This window comes from Microcoleus sp. Pol11C3, from assembly GCF_036701485.1.
Classification (GTDB): domain Bacteria; phylum Cyanobacteriota; class Cyanobacteriia; order Cyanobacteriales; family Microcoleaceae; genus Microcoleus.
Genome location: NZ_JAUBQW010000033.1, coordinates 30,155 through 50,076, shown reverse-complemented (window position 1 = coordinate 50,076; position 19,922 = coordinate 30,155). Strand labels below are relative to the sequence as shown.

Here is a 19,922-nt window from a genome sequence, read left to right as displayed (position 1 = left end):
AACATTTTGGGGTCTTATATTTTTCACTCCTTTCAAGTCAGTTATATCATACCTCATCTTTTCGATAAATGCTATATCTGCTAAGCATTACTTATCACCATAACTACGAGAGAGCGGTAAGGAAGTTGTAATCGGAATTGAGATCAATCGCTAGCTGCTGTTTCCAATTTCTCTCCAATCCTCGGTTCAGTACCGTTCAAAAGCCGCTGAATATTGCTCCGATGCCGCACAATTACAAATACGCCGCCCGCAATTCCAAACAATACATAAGCGAGCGGCTGATGTAAAGCAAACATCAATCCAGCAACGCTAATTGCCCCGATAATGGAGCTTAAAGAAACAATTCGCGATACCGCAAATACTATCCCGAAAATTCCGAAAGTTCCCAAACCCACAGGCCAGTACAAACCGAGTAAAACTCCCAAACTCGTAGCCACAGATTTACCGCCGGTAAACCCCAGCCAGATTGATTTGCTGTGGCCTAAAACAGCAAACAAACCAGCCAAAGTGGCCATCCAAGGGATGACTGTTTCAGTGTTTTCTAAACCGGCGGCGGTTGCTAGCTGGCTGGTAAAAGTGAGAGAGTAAATGTAGCGAATTAGGACGATCGCACTTACACCCTTCAACACATCAACCAGCAACACCCCCAACCCCGGCCACTTACCCAAAGTCCTCAGTACGTTAGTCGCACCCGTCGAACCCGAACCAACCTCTCGAATATCAATTCCTAGCATCCATTTCCCCAAGGCGTACCCAGTAGGAATCGAACCCAGCAGATAAGCTGCTATTAGCAATGCCCCATTTAAAATTATCCAGCTAGCCATTTTTTAATTTGAGATTTCGTGTACTTTTAAAATTTGCCACCTTTCCCCTAGCATAATTAGCAATTAGCAATTACTAATTAGCAATTACCAATTAGCAATTACCAATTATCAATTACCCAATCAAAAATCCTTAGCAGTCGTCAAAGTTTGCGGGTCAGAAGCAAAGGCCAACCACAGCGGAAATTGCAGCAGTGACAAACTAATTAAATCCTCAGTTTCATCAATGACAATTAGCGGCAATTTGCCATCTTTCACCAGTCGATCGGCTTTTTGAGCCAAAGCCTCCGCAGACTCAAACATAATAATCCCTCTTTCCGGGCCAAAATCGCTGCGAGTAATGCCCAAACAGTCCTGCAAACCCCGGCGCCACTCTCCCAAACGTTCGGGACTGTTGGCGAGCACCAAAGTCCGCACCCGTCCACCGTAGACGCTTCTGAGTACAGAAATAATAGTCGAAGTAATCAAGATATTTTGCAAGCGCGAACCCATAGTCCGCAAAGCACCCCTTCCTCCTTGGGTGAAAAACCAGTTAGAAACTCGTTCCGCGTGGATGGGTTCAAAAGTGCGGCGGAGTTGCCAAGGCGGGCCGTAGTAGTCGGGGACAGTGCGGTATTGATCGAGGGTGCGGCGAATTTGTTTGGCTTGTTCTTGAAATCCCTGTTCGGCAAATTTGGGATTTACCGGTGCTGAGGATTGAAACTCCTCAGCAGGAATTTGCTTGGGTGTCTCTTGCACCGGTGGGGTCAAATCTAAGAGTTCGGCGGTGGCGGCCAAATCCTGCAAACTGCCTACTAGATAGTCTTTAAAACCCTGGACTCGAATTGCTAAATCTTGGGAAACGCCGGCAAAAGTGGTTCGCATTTCCTTCTGAATTCGATCGCGCCGGCGTTCGAGTTTTTCTACTTCGATTTGTAGCGCTTGTTTGCGCTGATCTAATTGAATTAAGCCATCTTGTACTAAACGCCCGATCGATGCTTGAGCGGAGCCCAACGCTTCTATAGCATTGGCTTTGTCGGCTTCCAAGGCGGCAATTTTTTCAGTCAAAGCTTGTTCTTGCTGCTGCAATTCTTTGACTCTCTCTGCCAACTGTTCGGTAACATTTTCTGGGATGTGCGTTACCGTTTCTGGGGTTGCTGTTGGCTGGGAGTCTGTTGGAGGAACGATTTGAGCGATCGGAATTTCTGATTCGCCATCGTCGGTGTTGGCCGGAATTTGGGCGATTGCGCCTGCTTCGTCCACGAATTGGGCGATTTCGGCATCTTCCTCGCCCAGCGGCGGGTCTGTTTCTGGCGGGAGTTGGGCTGGTAGTTCATTTTCGTCGATCCACAAATCTCGTGTTTGAGAGAGAAGTTGGTACTCCATCTCATTCACGGGTAAATCGACTTCGCCGTCACCGCTTGGGGCGGCTGGTTGTGGTTGCGGTTCTTGGGTTGGAGATTCGTCTGAATTCATGGGAAATTTGGTTCGGCGTGGGGCACGGAAAAGTTAAAAATTAAAAATTAACAACTTTTTTAGTCTTGACGGGGACAGCGCTGTTCTAAGCAGGTCTGTAGCATTTTACGATCGAACAGAACCGGCAGAAAGTGAATGCTGTTAATTTCTTTGAAATAGAACAAAATCGGCACAGCGGGCCAAAATATCCGCCAATTTTGCCATTCTCGGTAAGGAAAGCGGCGGATTAAGTTGGATGATCGATAAATGTCCAAATCCGTCGCCGTAAATTGTAGCCGGATGGTGGCTGCTTGGTACATCAGAAACAAGCCGAACAGCGAAAGTGGCAAACTCGCCCACTTCTGCACGAACAGCAGCGGTACGGCCACCAGTACCAAAACTAGGGGAATCGCATAACTCGGAGCGAGTTCGATCGTACTTGTCGGCGCAGTAGAAGAGGCAGTTGTATTCACGGGTTTAAATCAAGGGTAGTAAACGAATGTTGCCAATTATTCATATTTTATCTGTTTCCTAGCTTACAAGCCTTTGAGTACGCTAGAACCCGTCCCCTGAAACATCACCCAAGTCATGAAAAAGTTCACAATAAAAATAGCCAGTAAAGCCGTCACCACCGCCGTAGTAGTCGATTGACCGACGCCTTTTGCCCCGCCGGTGGTTGTCAAACCCCAGCTAGTGCCGATTACAGCAATCAAACCACCGAATACAAAAGCCTTAATTGCCGCGCTGCAAATATCCCACAGACTCAGGAAATTGCGGACTGATTCTAAAAACACGCTTTGAGAGATGCCGTACATCGTGGTAGCAATCAGCAGTCCGCCGAGGATGCCGGTGACGAGACACATGATCGTTAAAATTGGCAGCATCAAGCAGCAAGCAATGACGCGGGGAATGACTAAATAGTCGATCGGGTCTGTTCTGAGCATCAGCAGGGCATCTATCTGTTCTGTTACCTGCATCGTGCCGATTTCCGCTGCAAAAGCCGAACCTACCCGTCCCGTCACGATTACGGCTGTTAAGACGGGGCCGAGTTCGCGAGTTAAAGACAAAGCCAAAACGCCACCGACGACATTGCCGGCCCCGAGGTTAATAAACTCCCTCGCTACCTGAATAGTAAATACCATGCCGACAAAACCCGCAGTCAGCAAAGCAATCAGCAGAGATTCCGGGCCGACTGCTGCCATTTGGTCGATGGTGTTGCGGCGGTGAATTTTGCCCTTCAGCAAGTGCAGCATGACTTGGCCGCCCAATAAAATTGCTGCCAGTAACCGCTGACTCCACAAACTTAAGCTCGAAGATGTAGTGGTACTCAAGGGGATTTCGAGTGTAGAACAACTGCCAAAAATGAAATCTATCTACAAATCTTAAACAACTTTCTTCTCTAAGATTTAAGATTTCTGACAGAACCGGCCACTGAGGGCGATCGCTGCCTATCGTAGAAAAGGACAAGTTTTGTTTACTTGCACCTTTCGGCAGTTTAGCTGAATTTACTGACTCTTATGAGCATTTTCCCGAATTTTCTTCGCTCTGTACTGCTGACCAGCCTGTTGAGCTTTATCGCCCCCATATTGTTAATCGGCGCGGGATTGACTAGCTTTTCGCTGATCGGCTTCGTCCCTGCTCTCCAAGGCTTGGGGCGTTCTGGAGAAGACATGATTTTGCAGTTCTTAGCTACTTTCGGCACCGGCTGTCCCCTCCAGGGCTTTTTGATCATTGGTCTAACTTTTGGTTTGGTGGGTGCTTTGTTTGATACCTACGCTTCTTATCAGCATTCGCGGTGGAGTTAATCGAACCTTCGATTTTAGATTTTAGATGGGAATTCCTGGCTCGAATCTAAAATCTAAAATTGCTGGGTTCGGGTTGCAGCGGATACCCGCACCTGGGATGATTTTACGATACCGATCGCGAATGTTCGGAAATGCGATCGGCCTTTTTGCGGAAAACCGAATCCCCCAGTTTCTGGAGCTGGAATATATTAAATACAAGTTGAGTCAAGTGTTTCTCAACTTCTAAAAACTTAAGAGATTCGAGGTATCAGTTATGGCACTTATTCGTTGGGAACCTTTGCGAGAAATGGACTCCTTGCAGCGAGAAATGAATCGGTTGTTTGATAGCTTGACTCCGGCAACCGATCGTACATCTAACGGTGTTGCTTTTGTACCCGCCGCCGAACTCGAAGAAACTCCCGAAGCCATCCACCTTAAATTAGAAGTTCCGGGCATGGAAGCTAAGGATTTGGACGTACAAGTAACCGCAGAAGCTGTTGCTATAAGTGGCGAACGCCGTCTTGAAACTAAGAGTGAAGATAAAGGCATGACTCGCTCTGAGTTCCGTTACGGTTCGTTCCGCCGGGTGATTCCCCTACCCGCACGGGTTCAAAATGACAGCGTAGAAGCTGAGTACAAAAATGGAGTTTTGCACCTGAATTTGCCCAAAGCGGAAGCGGAAAAGAACCGCGTGGTGAAAGTGCAAATCGGCGGTCAATAATTCTTTGCTACTTTAGTTAGTTAATTAGTAGGGGGGGCGCAAGGCACCCCCTATTTGTTTTGGAAATTGATTATTGGTCATTGGGAAGTGATAGTTGGGCCGGAAAACATTGGGCCTCGCGAGTTTGAGGAATGATCCTTCCTTTTTCCTTCTTCCTTCTTCCTTCTTCCATCCATCCATCCGTTACATCCTCAGAAAGCGAATCCGTTGCCGAACTTCCTTGTTCCCATTCTTCAACCGTGCTAAACTCCAATAAGCAATGGTTGGTGAGAAGACTTGCGTGCCGAGTCAGGGAGTGCGAGGAAATGGAATTGCATCTGAGTTTGGAGACTTAACTGGGATGACTCGCCAAGAAGTCGATGATTTTTTGCGCGGATTGGGTGCCGAAATCAGACCGACTAAAGGTGGTTATATTGAATACGAATTTGGCGATCGTTCGCGAGTCAATATCCGTCCTGATGGTGAAGTTTTACGCACCCCAGCTCCCAGATACGGTTCAGATGGCCGAAAAATAAACAAAGGTTTGCGTCTTGACAAAGATGGCAGCTTGGTCAAAACACGCGATGAATTTGGCAATAAGATTCCTGGGACGCACAATACTGGAGAAAAAGTGAGTAATTAATATGCCCGATGACTACAACTTGCTTAATTTAGGTGGACTTACATCCCTCATCACAAATGTCAATGTGTCTTTGTGGGGGAATGAAATTTTATTTGAATGTATTTACGATCCGACAGGCGATCGATTGCCTTATAGCATAGTATTTCATGACTGCCGAGACATCAGTTGGGAGGTGTTCCATCCTGAAGATGTCACCGATCCTGAAGCTGACTTGATTGGCATTCATTTGGGTGAGGACGCGCACCGGACAGCGGCTTTAATTCATACAGATATTTTTGAAATTTCAATTTTGTACGGCCGTTTTAGCATTCACAAAGGAGATAATTTTAACTCACCAATAGCAGATTTAGAAACAGAGGTTTTGGCATCGGGTACGCCAGCCGTATTGTATAAATAACCAATAATATGGTTTCCGGTTGCATCGGAATGATTTAACCGCCGAGAACGCAGAGAACACAGAGGGAGATAAGAGAGATGAATAATTTCGATGCTAACAGATTTGATATAACCAGTAACCAAATCAGTTTACGATACTTAAGAGAACATTTTTTGCAAATGAGGTAAAACACAATGCCTGATATTGTTGATATTGCCGTAGGTGCGGGTTCGTTCCAAACCCTCGTAACAGCCGTGCAAGTAGCTAATTTAGTAGACGCGCTCAAAAGTCCGGGCCCTTTCACTGTCTTTGCACCCACTGACGATGCTTTTGCGAAATTGCCGCCGGGAACTATCACAACCCTAGTACAGAACGTTCCCCAACTGAGTAGGATTTTGATGTTTCACGTCGTCTCCGGCAAGTTTATGAAGGCTGATTTGGCCAAACTCGGTTTTGTTACTTCCTTGGAAGGTTCGCCGATTAAAATTGATTGTTCTGACGGTTTTGAGGTGAAAAATGCTACAGTTGTGGCTGCGGATATCGAAGCAGACAATGGCGTCATCCACGTCATCGATAACGTGATTTTAATGGGATAATTTCGCCGTCTAATCTCGCTATGGGAGCAAAGCAGGTGCTTTGCGGTGCCGCTTTGCTCCCGATCGCACGCTTGTTTTTTATCGGTTGAAGGTAATTTCAATATAAAAAAGTTGTCTTTTCGGCGGATGTATTTTAAGATGATTGTTTGAAAAAGTTTAAAAATCAATAATTATAATATAAGCAAACCAGTTTGGTGAGCACTATGCAAATCCTAGCCGCCAGCCTCAACGCAAAAGTCCGCCAGCGTACCTTGGAACTGCAAGTTCTCAACGAACTTACTGCAAAAGTTCAAGCCGCTTTGACTGCTGATGAAATTTGGTCTGCGTGTCTGGCACATCTCGATCGCCTCATTCCCACACAGGCGATCGCCATTTTGACGCTACCGGACGATAAAATATACCTGGAACAATTACAGCCGTTAAGTGCTAGCACCCAAGCCGAAATGGAAGGGCGCTTGCAAGCTGCCAGCGCTGAATGGCTTGCTGGCAATCGGGACTGGGCGCACAACATCACTCCGCCACCAATTGCTCAGTTTCAATCGGTCTTGATGGCACCAGCCAACTCGGATGAAAGTGAAGAATTGTTGGGAGTATTTTTCATTGGTGCAGAGCAGGCAACTGCTTTTAATTTGGAACACCTTTGTTTGCTCCACACTGTAGCTCAAATTTGTGCAAAACAGCTAGTTATCTTAGCACGTAAAACGAGCAGTGTCAAGGATAAATTTCAAAATAATTTTGCTCTGGATTCGGAAAGTCAAGAACTCTTGTTGCGGGCTGTAATGGACGCTGCCCCGGACAGAGTTTTTGCGAAAGATAGAAACTTTAGATACATTTTTGTAAATCAAAGTTTTGCTGAATATGTGGGGAAAAATGTTGAGGAAATTATCGGCAAAGATGATATTGAATTAGGGTTCTCAGCCGAATTAGTATTTGGCGATCGCAACAGCCAAATTAGGGGCATCCGCGAGGAAGATCGAGCTGTGCTGGCTGGGGAGAGGGTTCGCAATCCCTACCAGGCGCTCATCTTTGAAGGTGGCAAACAGCACATCTTTGACACGCAAAAATTGCCACTGTGCGATGCAGAGGATAATATATTTGGAGTTTTGGGTTTTTCTAGAGAGATTGGTCAATTGCAGGCCACAGATGAAGCCAGGAATCAAAGCCAAGCCAAACTGCAAAAAATTACTGCTAGCGTACCCGGTACGGTATATCAAATTGACTTGCATCCAGACGGCTCAATGGCTTTCTCGTTTGTGAGCGCGGGCTGCCGAGAATTGTATGAAATAGAACCAGAGGTGGCTCAGCAGGATTTTAATGTAATTGTTGACATGATTCATCCCGAAGATCGAGATGATTTTCTCAACTCGGTGACGCTTTCTGCTGAAAATTTACAGCCTTGGCGGTGGGAAGGAAGAATAGTCACTCCGTCAGGAAAACTTAAATGGGTGCAAGGAGCTTCCCAGCCAGAATTCCAAGCATCGGGGGAGATAGTTTACTACGGCTTGTTCACGGATATTAGCGCCCGGAAACAAGCTGAATTGAAGCTGCAACTTTATCAACAAATCTTTTTAAAATCCAACGATGCGATCGCGATCTTAGACCCCCAAGGCTATTACTTAGAAACAAATCAAGCTCACACGGCTTTGCTGGGTCACAGCACGTCAAAATTGTGGGGAAAAACGCCTGCCATTAACATGGGAGAACAGACATTTGCGGCGGTGCTGCAAAGCTTGGCAACTTCCGGGAGTTACCGAGGCGAAATGACTTGTATTAAGGCTGGGCAAATGGGAACAGTTGAGGTGGAGCTTTCGGCTTTTGCGGTTCTCAATGATGCTGGGGATGTCGTTTGTTATGTAAGTGTCAAAAGAGACATCACCGAACGCAAGCGAGCTGAGGAAAAACTAAAGCTTTACCGAGAAATATTTTTAAACTCCAATGATGCGATCGTCATTATCGATGCTGACGGGTTTTTCCTCGAACAAAATCTTGCTCACCAAACGCTTTTAGAATACACAGACGCGGAATTAGAAGCAGAAGCTTCGCCGCTGGTTGCGGGGGAGCGCTTTTCGGCAATTGCCCAAACTTTAGCGAAAACAGGAAGTTTTCGGGGCGAAATTACTAACTCCACTAAAAAAGGCCAGACGCTGGCGATCGACGTTGCGGCATACTCTGTGATTAACAACGCCGACGATGTAATTTGTCATGTCTGCGTCAAGCGCGACATTACCGAACGCAAAAAAGGAGAAGAAGAACGGCAAAAATTTGTGTCGCTGATTGAAAACAGCAGCGATTTTATCGGTATGGCTACCCTGAAAGGCAAAACACTGTTTGTCAACGAAGCCGGACGAAAACTGGTGGGTGTAGAGAATCTTTCGGCAGTGCTTGATACAGAGATATGGGATTATATTGGGCCATATTTTCAACAGAAATTTAGTCAAGAGATTTTGCCAACAATTATCAGTCAGGGCCAGTGGCAAGGCGAAGGTCAAATGCAGCACTTGGGCAACGGACAACCCATTGATGTTGTGATGAATGCTTTTCTGGTCAAGCACCCTCAAAGCACCGAACCGCTGTGCTTTGCGGCGGTAATTCGCGATGTCACCGAACGCAAGCAAGCTGAGAGAATGCTGCAGGAACAAGCAGAACAAGAACGGCTTGTTTCGGCGATCGCCCAGCGAGTCCGGCAGTCTCTCAACCTCACTCAAACTCTGAGCACTGCTGTACAAGAAGTGCGGCAGTTGCTGGCAACTGACCGCACGGTAATTTATCGTTTTGAGTCTGAGGAAACAGCGCTTGTTGTTGTGGAATCTGTAGGGGATGATTGGATGCCCTTGCTGGGCAGAAAAGTTCAAAGAACATCCTTCGGGGAAAGTTTTGTATGGCTGTACAGTGCAGGAACAATTCAAGCAATGGCAGATATTTATACGGCAAATTTGAGCGAAGAACACCGAGATTTACTTGCTAGTTTGCAGGTAAGGGCTAATTTAGTTGTACCAATTTTTATAGGCGATGAAAGTCAGGGGTTGGCAGCAGAATATTCGCCGGAAACTCGAATTGAACTGCCGGAAAGGAGTTTGGAAACGAGTCAAAATCGGTTGTGGGGATTGCTGATTGCCCATCAGTGCAGCGCTCCGCGTGTTTGGACTGATTCTGAGATGGATTTGCTGGGAAGGTTGAGCGTGCAGTTGGCGATAGCCATTCAGCAATCTACTCTTTTTGAAAAAGCGCAGCAGGCACGAGAAGCAGCCCTAGAAGCATCTCGAATGAAGTCGTTATTTTTAGCAAATATGAGTCACGAAATCCGTACTCCGATGAATGGAGTGATGGGGATGACGGATTTGCTGCTGAAAACGAATCTTACTCCCGAACAGCTTGACTTTGTACAGACGCTGAAACTTAGCGGTCAAAATTTACTCTCCATCATTAACGATATTCTGGATCTCTCCAAACTGGAAGCTGGAGAAATGCGGTTAGAAATACTAGAATTTAACCTCAGTATCTGTATGAATGAAGTGCTGGATTTGTTGGCAACTCCCGCACAAGAAAAAGGTATAGAAGTGGTGGCCCTGATTGACAGCGACGTGCCGATGCAAATCAAAGGTGATGCAGCGCGGTTGCGGCAAATACTCACTAATTTGATCAACAATGCTATTAAGTTTACAGAAGCAGGAGAAGTGGTAATTGAGGTTGCTAATGCTAGTGCTCCTGGGTTATTGGCAGCCAGCGAAAATCAGAAAATTTTAGAGAATATCGAACCGTCACAAATAGAAAACAATGAGTCGATGCTCCTGCTGTTTAAAGTAACAGATACAGGGATTGGGATTGCTCCCGAAGACAAAAAAAAGCTGTTTCAATCTTTTACTCAAGTTGATGCTTCAACGACAAGAAAATATGGTGGCACAGGTTTGGGGCTGGCTATTTCTAAGGAGTTGGTGGAGTTAATGGGTGGGCAAATCGGTGTGGAAAGTACCCCTGGCCACGGCTCGACTTTTTGGTTTACTGTGCCGACAGTTAAAGAAAATTTAACTGCTGTCGGGACAGCGTGCGAAGTGAATTTGGAAACGGTGCTGGCGGGGCGAAAAATGTTAATTGCTAGCGACAAGCCGACAGTGCGAAAAGTGTTAGTGAGAATGGCTGTTGTGTGGGGAATGGAGGTGGAGGAGGTTGAGAACGGTTGGATGACGATCGCATCTCTGTACAAAGCTGTCAGCCTTAATTCCCCTTACGATATCGTTTTGGTTGATATTCAGTTGCCGGAAATGGTGGCGGGAAGTCTCGAACGCTTGAGAATTTCTGAGCCTGCAATGCAGCAGACAAAGTGGGTGGTGCTGACTTCAATGACTCAGCTTGCAGAGGCGAAACGCTTGGTAGATAGCGGTTTTAGCGGGTATTTAACTAAACCTGTTAAAGCTCACCGACTATTTGATTGCTTGGCGAATGCGATCGCCCCGATGACGCTGATTGATGAGCCGCTGGCAAATTCAACTTCCAATCGCGCCTCAACTATTGACAACCGGGACTTAGCAAGTTTAAAGATTTTGTTAGTTGAAGATACTCCCATCAATCAAAAAGTTGGTCTTAATCAACTCAGAGTTTTGGGATGCACTGCGGATGTGGCGAATAACGGTGTAGAGGCCCTATCTATGGTTGCTCTGAAAAAGTATGACATTGTGTTGATGGACTGTCAGATGCCGGTTTTGGACGGTTACGAAGCAACGCTGGAATTGCGCCGCCTGGAAGGGGCAAATGCTGCTGGAAAGATGCAGCCGCATCAAAAGACGGTGGTGATTGCGATGACGGCCAATGCTTTGAAGGGCGATCGGGAAAAGTGTCTGGCGGCGGGGATGGACGATTATATTAGCAAACCTATTGCGATCGAAAAGTTAAAATCGGTACTAGCAAATTGGTCGGCTAAGCTAAAAATTGAAACTCCCAAGTTTAATGGCGAGGAACTTCAAAATTCTGAGCCAGATATCGAATCGGTAGTCGATATGGCACGTTTGCACGAAATTTCGGGCGCTGATTTAGAATTTGAGCGGGAAATACTGCAAGCTTTTGTGGTGGATACTGCTAGTTATTTAGAAGCTGCTAAGGAGGCGATCGCCTCGGGAGATATGGAGATACTCGCCCGCCAGGCTCATCAAATTAAAGGTGTCAGCGCTACGGCGGCGGTGCGGTTAATGCCCGATATGGCAGATCAGCTTCAAAGTCTGGCCGAATCTAATGATTTGGAGGGGGCTACAAAAATCATCGCTGAATTAGAAATAATTCTGGCGGGGGTTGAAAAGTTGGTGGCTACTGAGTAATCAATCAATTTTCTTTTGAACCGGGATGTCGAACTCGATCCCGGACACCTCTTGGCAGGCCCCGCGATCGTTCGCGTGTAAAGATTTTTAATTTTTTATCAAGATATTTATCTCAATATGAAGTTATTGGGAACTCTTATAACATCTTGTGTGTTGTAACTTACGACACTACTGTATTAAGTTATTGTGGTCAAATATAAAATAATCATTAAGCCGATCGACATGAGGGTGCTTTTCGTTGATCGGCTTGAGACACCAAGACCAGCTTTTCGCTATGCCCGCCCATTAAGTGCGTATTTACGCTCAACGAGGTTTTATGACTCCAGTCATGTTACGCCAACTCTGGTCATTAATTGAGACCACCCAAGCTACTCTGTTAGTCAATTTAGACGATGCGACCTTGGTACAGTGGCTGCTGAAGCAGTTAAAGACGAACTCTGCGCTTAATGGCAAAGAAGCAGATTTGTTGGACGAATACATCCAGTCTCGGCTTTCCCTTATCCGCGATTTAGCTGAGCAGCGGCTAGCACCAGAGCTACTGTGAGCCCATTCAATCAAAATCGGATAAATATTCCAGGGAAGGGCGATGATCGTTCGCGCTGGGCAGAAATAGCAGAAAAGAAACCGGGTTTCAGGGATAAATCTTAGGTTTGATGACCAGACCTCCAGCCAGAAACCGGGTTTCTAACTCAGGCCTCCCAGCTTGCTCAAAAAAAAACAGGCGGGTAGTCGGTGCAGTGGCCGCAGTGCAGCACCGGATGCAGAAGGGCTAATTTGAAGCCGGAGGCTTTTGTAGATCGCAGATCGCCACAGTTCTGACAGCTACAAGGTAGGATTGTCAGGAAAGCGTTCTATTAAAATCTATGCGTAAATGGGGATTTCTGCTACTAGCAAGTGTGTTATTTGTGGCACCGTTGGCGTCTTGTAGGGATCGATCGGCACAAACCGGACAAACACCAGCAACAACAACTGCCGAAGGCAAATCGCAACAAGGTTCCAGCCGGATAGATACAATTGTCAGCCGCGGCAAACTGATTTGTGGCGTCAGTGGCGAACTGCCGGGTTTTAGCTTTGTAGACGAAAAAGGCAAATATTCGGGACTAGATGTGGATGTGTGCAGGGCGGTGGCGGCGGCAATATTTGACGACCCCGAAAAAGTCGAGTACCGAAAACTCAACGCCAAAGATAGATTTACAGTTTTGCAGGCCGGAGAAATCGACATTCTCAGCCGAAATACCACCTACACTGCGAGTCGCGACAGCACTACCGGACTGGAATTTGCCCCGGTGATCTTTTATGACTCTCAAAGCATCATGGTCAAAAAAGACAGCGGTATCAAAAGTTTAAAAGATTTTGCGGGCAAATCTATCTGCGTGCAGACAGGTACGAGCACCGAACAAAATTTGTCCGACCAAATGCGAAAATTAGGAGTTAAATACACTCCTGTGGTGTTTGAAGATGTGAATTCTACCTTTGCTACCTATCAAGAAGGTCGCTGTCAAGGTGTTACTGCCGATCGATCGCAGCTAGTCTCGAAGCGGACAACTCTGCCGAATTCCGAGAATAATGTTGTTTTGCCGATCGTGATGTCAAAAGAACCCTTAGCCCCAGCGGTAAAAAGCGGCGATTATAAATGGTCGGACGCGGTGAGATGGATAGTTTTTGCGGCGATTGAAGCTGAAGATTTAGGAATTAATTCGGGAAATGTAGACAAAATTGTGGCAAGCACTACAGACCCGAATGTCAAACGTTTGCTAGGAACAGAAGGAGATTTAGGTAAAGGTTTCGGACTCCCGAACGACTACGCAGTCCGCATTGTTAAGAAAGTGGGGAATTACGGGGAAATGTACGATCGCAACCTCGGCCCCAAAAGTACACTCAAGTTAGAACGGGGTCAAAACAGACTCTGGAAAGATGGCGGTTTGCTTTACTCGCCACCGTTCCGCTAATTTTAGTTAACTGTTGACTGTTGACTGTTGACTGTTGACTGTTGACTGTTGACTGTTGACTGTTGACTGTTGACTGTTGACTGTTGACTGTTAACCAACAAGATATTTTAGGCAGGCTAAAGTTAGGTATAGTGTGTTCTACATTAAACAGTTATGAATCCAGAACCTCAACCGGGGAAATCGGAGAAATTGCCCAAATTTAAAGATATATCAAAACTGCTGCGGGACGATCGCTTCTGGAAAATAGCTGGACAGGCGAGCGCCCTAATTTTAGTAATAGTTGTTATCGCCATTCTCTGGGACAATCTCAGTGCCAATTACTCGCAACTGGGAATTGAATTTGGATTTGACTTTCTCAATTCCCAAGCATCATTTGACATCGGCGAAAGCGTAATTCCTTACAGTCCAGAAAACAGTTACAGACAAGCTTATTTTGTCGGTTTAATCAACTCGCTGCGGGTGATGGGTCTGGGGATTGTTTTCGCAACAATTGCGGGTTTAACGGTGGGAATTGCCCGCCTTTCCGACAATTGGCTGCTGCGAAATTTGGCTGCTTTGTATGTAGAAATTTTGCGAAATACGCCGTTATTGCTGCAATTATTTTTCTGGTATTTTGCAGTTTTTATTTCCCTGCCAAAACTAGAAGACAATCAGCAGTTACGCGGCCCGATTTACTTGACCAATCGTGGCATTGCTGTACCTTGGCCTGCGGCTTTGCCGGGTTTTGAGATTTGGGTGATTTTGCTCACTGTCGGAGTTTTGGCGGCGGCGGGGCTGTGGATGTGGCGCGCGCGGGTGATGCTGGAACAAGCTAAGCCGGGAAGACAGTTGTTTTGGGCTTTAGGTGCGATCGGGCTAAGTGCAATCTTAGCTTTGATTATTACCAAAAATCTCCCTTTTCGTCTAGATTTCCCCCGCCTCACACCAGAATTGCAACTCGAAGGAGGATTAAAATTAACTCCAGAATTTGCCGCCTTGGTGACAGGACTCAGCTTGTATACTGGCAGTTACATTGCAGAAATTGTCCGGGCCGGAATTCAGTCAGTATCGAGAGGCCAGTGGGAAGCGGGAAAGTCTTTGGGGCTGAAGTCTGGAACAATGATGCGGATGGTAATTTTGCCGCAAGCTTTGCGGGTGATTGTGCCGCCTTTAACCAGTCAGTATCTCAATTTAGCTAAGAATTCGAGTTTAGCGGTTGCGGTTGCTTATCCCGACGTTTATTTTGTGGTGGGCTCTCCGACGTTGAATCAGACCGGAAGGGCGATCGAAGCAATGTTAATTATCATGGTAACATACCTAACAATTAGTTTGATAGTTTCTTTATTCATGAATTGGTACAATCAAACCGTACAAATCAAGGAAAGGTAAACAACAGTTAACAGTTGATAGTTGATAGCGAGGTCAGAAGTTAAGTTATAATATCTAGAACTAAAGTTGAAATGACTTACAACGATTTTAACTTAAAATCCGTCACAAAAAATTTCGGTTTGACGATTGGCGATCGAATCGATCTGTTCGCTACTGTGCCAGAATTAGAACCAAGTTCCTTACTTGTAGAAGTTCTCAAAGAAAACGTACCCATTGCCTTAAGCAGCAATACCGACAAATCTCGATCGTCCATGATTACCGCACCGATTTTAATCGAAATTAGAAAACGGTTCAACCATCAAATCGGTCTTTTTTGTGGAATAGATTTTACAGTTGATGCCGAAAAAGGATTAAATGGGAATTGCGATTTTTTGATTAGTCGTTCTTCACACTTATTAATTCTTACCGCACCAGTAGTTGCGATCGTAGAAGCACAAAACGAAGATATTAATGCAGGCTTGGGGCCATGCGTCGCAGAAATGTTGGCAGCGAGAATATTTAATGAAGGCGAAGGCAACAAAAATGTAACAATAATTTATGGGGCTGTTACTAGCGGCCAAACCTGGAGATTTTTAAGACTAAAAGAACAAGTCATTGAAATTGACTTGACCGAATATTACCTAATAGATGTCAATAAAATATTAGGAATTTTAGCAAGTGCAATTCAGCAAGCAATCTAAAATCTAAAATATGCAAACTATCCCTGTACTGCCGCCCCCAGCCACCGAATCGCCTACCCCTTGGAATTGGGCGCGCAAAAATTTATTTAGTACCTGGTACAACAGCATTCTGACAGTAGTTTGCCTAATTATCGCCTTCCAAACTATTAAATTAATTATCGTTTGGGCAACAACAAAAGCTCAATGGCGCGTATTAGAAGCCAACTTGCCGCTATTTTTTGCCGGCAGATTTCCCCGCGACTCCTACTGGCGGCTGTGGATAGTAACGGCCATAATTGCCTTGTTGGGAGGATTAACTTGGGGAAACATTCAGCGGCAAGAACGTATTTGGAATCCACCTTTACTAATTATACTCGGTGCTGCGGTTGTAGGTGCGGTCATTTCGCCGATCGACCTAACCTCTCGCCTCTACCTCTTAGGAATTATTATTGTAGCTGCAGCCAGCTATGTCATCGGCAGGCAAATTTACCCAAAAATCATGGGCTGGATGCCAGCAGTTTGGGCTCTTTCCTTCCCCATAACTTTGTGGCTAATTAAAGGCGGGTTGGGTTTGACCGAAGTGTCAACAAATGATTGGGGCGGTTTAGTATTGACGCTGTTTTTAGCAGTTATTAGTATTGTGCTTTCCTTTCCTTTGGGAGTATTGCTAGCACTCGGCAGACAAAGTTCTTTGCCAGTGGTGAGATTGTTATCAACATTATACATTGAAATTATTCGGGGTTTACCGTTAATTGGCATTTTGTTTTTAGGTCAAGTGATGCTGCAACTCTTTTTGCCACCAGAATATCCGAAATTAGATAGAGTAATTAGAGCCATTGCTGGATTAACCTTATTTAGTGGAGCTTACTTGGCCGAAAACGTGCGCGGAGGCTTGCAGGCTGTGCCCCGAGGACAAATAGAAGCAGCTAGGTCGATCGGACTCAATACACCCCTGCTGACAATACTAATTGTACTGCCTCAAGCATTGCGAATAGTCATTCCTGCGATCGGCGGTCAATTCATCGGATTATTTATGGATACATCCCTGCTGTCTCTATTCGGAATGTTAGAATTAATCGGAATATCCCGCGCCGTTTTAGCAAATCCTTCCTATATCGGCAGGTACGCCGAAGTTTACATATTCGTCGGCATAATTTACTGGATATTTTGCTACTCAATGTCCTTAGCAAGCCGCAAAATAGAGCGAAGTTTAGGTGTAGGTCAAAGGTAAAAAAATCTCTGCGTTCATCCGCGTTCATCAGCGGTTTAAAAACAAAAAAATATGGAAACTCAACCCACAATCGCAGAACAAGTAATCGTAGCAGAAAACGTCCACAAATGGTACGGACAATTTCACGTACTGCGCGGCGTCAGCATGACCGTAAACCGAGGTGAAGTCGTCGTGGTGATGGGGCCATCCGGTTCAGGGAAATCGACGTTTATTCGCACATTCAACGCATTAGAAGAATACCAACAAGGTAAAATTACGATCGACGGAATCGAACTTTCCCACGACTTACGCAACATCGAGACAATTCGCCGGGAAGTAGGAATGGTGTTTCAGCAATTTAACCTATTTCCCCACTTATCAATCTTGCAAAACGTCATGCTAGCACCAGTATGGGTGCGCCGCTGGTCCAAGAAAAAAGCTGAAGAAGTGGCGATGCAACTGTTAGAAAGAGTGGGCATTTTGGAACAAGCACAAAAATATCCCGGACAGTTGTCTGGGGGACAACAGCAGCGGGTAGCTATTGCACGTTCTCTAGCCATGCAGCCTAAAATCATGCTGTTTGATGAACCGACATCAGCATTAGACCCGGAGATGGTGCGGGAAGTTTTAGATGTAATGCGAAATTTGGCTCAAACTGGAATTACAATGGTGGTGGTGACTCACGAAGTCGGGTTTGCGCGCGAAGTTGCCGATCGCATTGTATTGATGGATGGTGGCGTTTTAGTTGAAGAAGCGAAGCCGGAAGAATTTTTTCAGAACCCGAAGGAAGAACGCACTCGCAAGTTTTTATCTCAGATATTGTAACTAATTTTTAAGTGTAGTCGGTGAGTTTTGGGACGCTAGCAGTAGTAAAAATCGGCACAATTAAGGTAAAATAAAAGAGTGTACAATCAGTCTCTATTTTGCTGAGATAGCTTGCAATGCCATCCACAAAAACTCTGCCGTTAGTTAAAGACTCGGAACGCCTAGAAAGTCGCCTCAAAGAAATTCCGGCGGTTCCTGGTGTATATTTAATGCGAGACGAGGGCGATCGCATCCTTTACATCGGCAAATCCAAAAAACTCCGAAACCGCGTCCGTTCCTACTTCCGCGAAAGCCAAAATCTTAGTCCCCGCATCGCGATGATGGTGCAGCAAGTGCGCGAAATTGAATTCATCGCCACAGACACAGAAGCAGAAGCTTTGGCGTTAGAAGCAAACCTCGTAAAACAGCACCAACCTTACTTTAATGTCCTCCTCAAAGATGATAAAAAATATCCTTATTTGTGCATAACTTGGTCGGAGGAATACCCGCGCATTTTTATCACCCGCAAACGCCGCGCAGGTAGTGCAAAAGACCGCTATTACGGCCCCTACGTTGATACAGGGGCACTGAGGAGTACGCTGCATTTAATTAAGCGGATTTTCCCGCTGCGGCAGCGCCCTCAACCGCTGTTTAAAGACCGTCCCTGTCTGAACTACGATATCGGGCGCTGCGTTGGCGTTTGTCAAGGGTTAACTTCGCCGGAGGAATACCGAAAAATCATCCAAAAAGTAGCGATGATTTTCCAGGGAAGAACTCAGGAATTGCTCGATATTTTAGAACCCCAAATGGCACAGGCAGCCGAAGATTTAAACTTTGAAACTGCGGCGCGTATTCGGGACCAAATTAAGGGTTTGCAGTCTTTGAGTGCGGGTCAAAAAGTCTCTTTGCCAGACGATACTGTTTCCAGAGATGCGATCGCACTTGCGGCCGACACCCAGCACGCTTGCGTCCAATTGTTCCAAATTCGTGCCGGTCAACTGGTGGGAAGGTTGGGATTTATGGCGGAAATCCCCTCCCAACTCAGGGCGGGCACGGGGGCACCGCCCCTACAATCGGGGGGGGAAGAGTTATCTCAACTTTTTCTTTCCTCCCCCCCTTGCCAAGGGGGAGAACGAGAGGGGATAGAGGCCGGAGCGATTTTGCAGCGGGTTTTGGAAGAACACTATCAAAATGTCGAATCCGTAGAAATTCCCAGCGAAATTTCTGTGCAGTACGAATTGCCAGAAGGGGAAATATTAGCAGATTGGTTGAGCAACCGTAAGGGGCGAAAAGTTACGATTTTGACACCGCAGCGGCAAACTAAGGCTGAGTTGATTGAGATGGTGGAACGCAATGCTGAGTATGAATTGGCGAGAATGCAAAGATTGAGCGATCGCAATTCTCAAGCAATGGAAGATTTAGCAGAAATTCTCGATTTGCCAGAAGTTCCTCGCCGCATTGAAGGTTACGATATTTCTCACATTCAAGGTTCTGACGCCGTAGCTTCCCGAGTCGTATTTATTGACGGTTTGCCCGCCAATCAACACTACCGCCATTACAAAATTAAAAATCCTGAAATTAAATCGGGTCATTCTGATGATTTTGCTAGTTTAGCAGAAGTTATCGGTCGCCGATTCCGAGGATTGAAGGAAGAAGGAAGAGGGAAGATCGAAGATGGGTTTAGCGACTTAGAAGAACCGGAAGAAATCAGCAATTTATCCTCGGTTTCTCATACTATTTCCGACAAACCCGACTTAATTATGATAGATGGCGGCAAAGGTCAACTGTCAGCAGTTGTGGCTGTTTTGCGGGAGATGAATTTGCTAGAAGAGTTGCGCGTTGTCAGTTTGGCAAAGCAGCGAGAGGAGATATTTTTGCCGGGGGAATCTTTGCCGCTGCAAACTAATTCTGAGCAACCGGGCGTACAATTATTGCGCCGGGTGCGGGATGAGGCGCACAGATTTGCTGTGAGTTTTCACCGGGATCGAAGAAGCGAGAGAATGAAGCGATCGCGCCTTGATGAAATTCCCGGATTGGGACACCACCGACAAAAACAATTGTTGGCACATTTTCGGTCGATCGACTATCTCCGTTTAGCGACTCCCGAACAGTTGGCAGAAGTTTCTGGGATAGGCCCGCGTCTGGCGCAGCAAATTTACGATTATTTCCATCCGTAAAGCCTTACCCAGCGTGGGAGAGGGGGATTTTTTGGGGGTTTGGGCGATCGGGTCGCAAGTCCCGATTCAGCCACTGTGAGGGAGCTACTCAAAAA

At 46.0% G+C, this 19,922-nt stretch carries 18 protein-coding genes; 13 read left to right on the top strand and 5 right to left on the bottom strand.

Annotated elements, in window-relative coordinates; all coding sequences use genetic code 11:
• Positions 1-143: 143 nt before the first annotated feature.
• The 4 genes from plsY to QUA40_RS10555 all read right to left on the bottom strand — a co-directional run bounded on the left by plsY (position 144) and on the right by QUA40_RS10555 (position 3,586).
• Positions 144-824 (bottom strand): glycerol-3-phosphate 1-O-acyltransferase PlsY, encoded by a 681-nt coding sequence (plsY, locus tag QUA40_RS10570; RefSeq protein WP_333124974.1) that lies wholly within the window; start codon positions 822-824, stop codon positions 144-146.
• A 120-nt stretch (positions 825-944) separates the two neighbouring features.
• Positions 945-2,276, bottom strand: coding sequence for a DUF3086 domain-containing protein (locus tag QUA40_RS10565; protein WP_333124972.1), 1,332 nt, complete (start codon positions 2,274-2,276; stop codon positions 945-947).
• Positions 2,277-2,335: 59 nt separating this feature from the next.
• Entirely contained in the window at positions 2,336-2,728 is a 393-nt protein-coding gene (locus QUA40_RS10560) for a DUF3119 family protein (RefSeq protein ID WP_333124970.1), read from the bottom strand.
• A 63-nt stretch (positions 2,729-2,791) separates the two neighbouring features.
• Positions 2,792-3,586, bottom strand: a complete 795-nt coding sequence (locus tag QUA40_RS10555) for an MlaE family lipid ABC transporter permease subunit (protein ID WP_333124967.1) — start codon at positions 3,584-3,586, stop codon at positions 2,792-2,794.
• Positions 3,587-3,772: 186 nt separating this feature from the next.
• Between QUA40_RS10555 and QUA40_RS10550 the strand changes: the two genes are divergently transcribed.
• Together QUA40_RS10550 and QUA40_RS10545 are read left to right on the top strand one after the other, a co-directional pair.
• On the top strand, positions 3,773-4,060 hold the full coding sequence (locus tag QUA40_RS10550; protein WP_333124964.1) for a hypothetical protein: 288 nt from the start codon (positions 3,773-3,775) through the stop codon (positions 4,058-4,060).
• Between the two features lie 253 nt (positions 4,061-4,313).
• Entirely contained in the window at positions 4,314-4,760 is a 447-nt protein-coding gene (locus QUA40_RS10545) for an Hsp20/alpha crystallin family protein (protein WP_333124962.1), read from the top strand.
• Between the two features lie 70 nt (positions 4,761-4,830).
• Here QUA40_RS10545 and QUA40_RS10540 read toward each other — a convergent pair whose 3' ends face one another.
• On the bottom strand, positions 4,831-5,013 hold the full coding sequence (locus QUA40_RS10540) for a hypothetical protein (protein ID WP_333124959.1): 183 nt from the start codon (positions 5,011-5,013) through the stop codon (positions 4,831-4,833).
• A 6-nt stretch (positions 5,014-5,019) separates the two neighbouring features.
• Here QUA40_RS10540 and QUA40_RS10535 point away from each other — a divergent pair, with 6 nt between their 5' ends.
• The 11 genes from QUA40_RS10535 to uvrC all read left to right on the top strand — a co-directional run bounded on the left by QUA40_RS10535 (position 5,020) and on the right by uvrC (position 19,827).
• The gene (locus QUA40_RS10535) at positions 5,020-5,382 is read left to right on the top strand and encodes a hypothetical protein (RefSeq protein ID WP_333124956.1); all 363 of its coding nucleotides are present in this window, start codon (positions 5,020-5,022) and stop codon (positions 5,380-5,382) included.
• A gap of 1 nt (position 5,383) precedes the next feature.
• The gene (locus QUA40_RS10530) at positions 5,384-5,779 is read left to right on the top strand and encodes a hypothetical protein (RefSeq protein WP_333124954.1); all 396 of its coding nucleotides are present in this window, start codon (positions 5,384-5,386) and stop codon (positions 5,777-5,779) included.
• 173 nt (positions 5,780-5,952) lie between these two features.
• Complete coding sequence (locus QUA40_RS10525; protein WP_194011615.1) at positions 5,953-6,354, top strand: fasciclin domain-containing protein; 402 nt, start codon at positions 5,953-5,955, stop codon at positions 6,352-6,354.
• A gap of 203 nt (positions 6,355-6,557) precedes the next feature.
• A complete protein-coding gene (locus QUA40_RS10520) occupies positions 6,558-11,660 on the top strand; it encodes a PAS domain S-box protein (protein WP_333124951.1) in 5,103 nt (1,700 codons plus the stop codon).
• A gap of 316 nt (positions 11,661-11,976) precedes the next feature.
• On the top strand, positions 11,977-12,204 hold the full coding sequence (locus QUA40_RS10515; protein WP_015178453.1) for a hypothetical protein: 228 nt from the start codon (positions 11,977-11,979) through the stop codon (positions 12,202-12,204).
• A 319-nt stretch (positions 12,205-12,523) separates the two neighbouring features.
• Positions 12,524-13,609, top strand: a complete 1,086-nt coding sequence (locus QUA40_RS10510; protein WP_333124948.1) for an amino acid ABC transporter substrate-binding protein — start codon at positions 12,524-12,526, stop codon at positions 13,607-13,609.
• A 153-nt stretch (positions 13,610-13,762) separates the two neighbouring features.
• Positions 13,763-14,977 carry an ABC transporter permease subunit gene (locus QUA40_RS10505; RefSeq protein ID WP_333124945.1) on the top strand — a complete coding sequence of 405 codons (1,215 nt, stop codon included), beginning with the start codon at positions 13,763-13,765 and terminating at the stop codon, positions 14,975-14,977.
• Positions 14,978-15,048: 71 nt separating this feature from the next.
• Positions 15,049-15,657, top strand: coding sequence for a hypothetical protein (locus QUA40_RS10500; protein WP_333124943.1), 609 nt, complete (start codon positions 15,049-15,051; stop codon positions 15,655-15,657).
• 10 nt (positions 15,658-15,667) lie between these two features.
• Positions 15,668-16,867, top strand: a complete 1,200-nt coding sequence (locus QUA40_RS10495; RefSeq protein ID WP_333124942.1) for an amino acid ABC transporter permease — start codon at positions 15,668-15,670, stop codon at positions 16,865-16,867.
• Between the two features lie 51 nt (positions 16,868-16,918).
• A complete protein-coding gene (locus tag QUA40_RS10490) occupies positions 16,919-17,671 on the top strand; it encodes an amino acid ABC transporter ATP-binding protein (RefSeq protein ID WP_333124940.1) in 753 nt (250 codons plus the stop codon).
• Between the two features lie 116 nt (positions 17,672-17,787).
• Entirely contained in the window at positions 17,788-19,827 is a 2,040-nt protein-coding gene (gene uvrC / locus QUA40_RS10485; RefSeq protein ID WP_333124938.1) for an excinuclease ABC subunit UvrC, read from the top strand.
• The last annotated feature ends 95 nt before the right edge of the window (positions 19,828-19,922 follow it).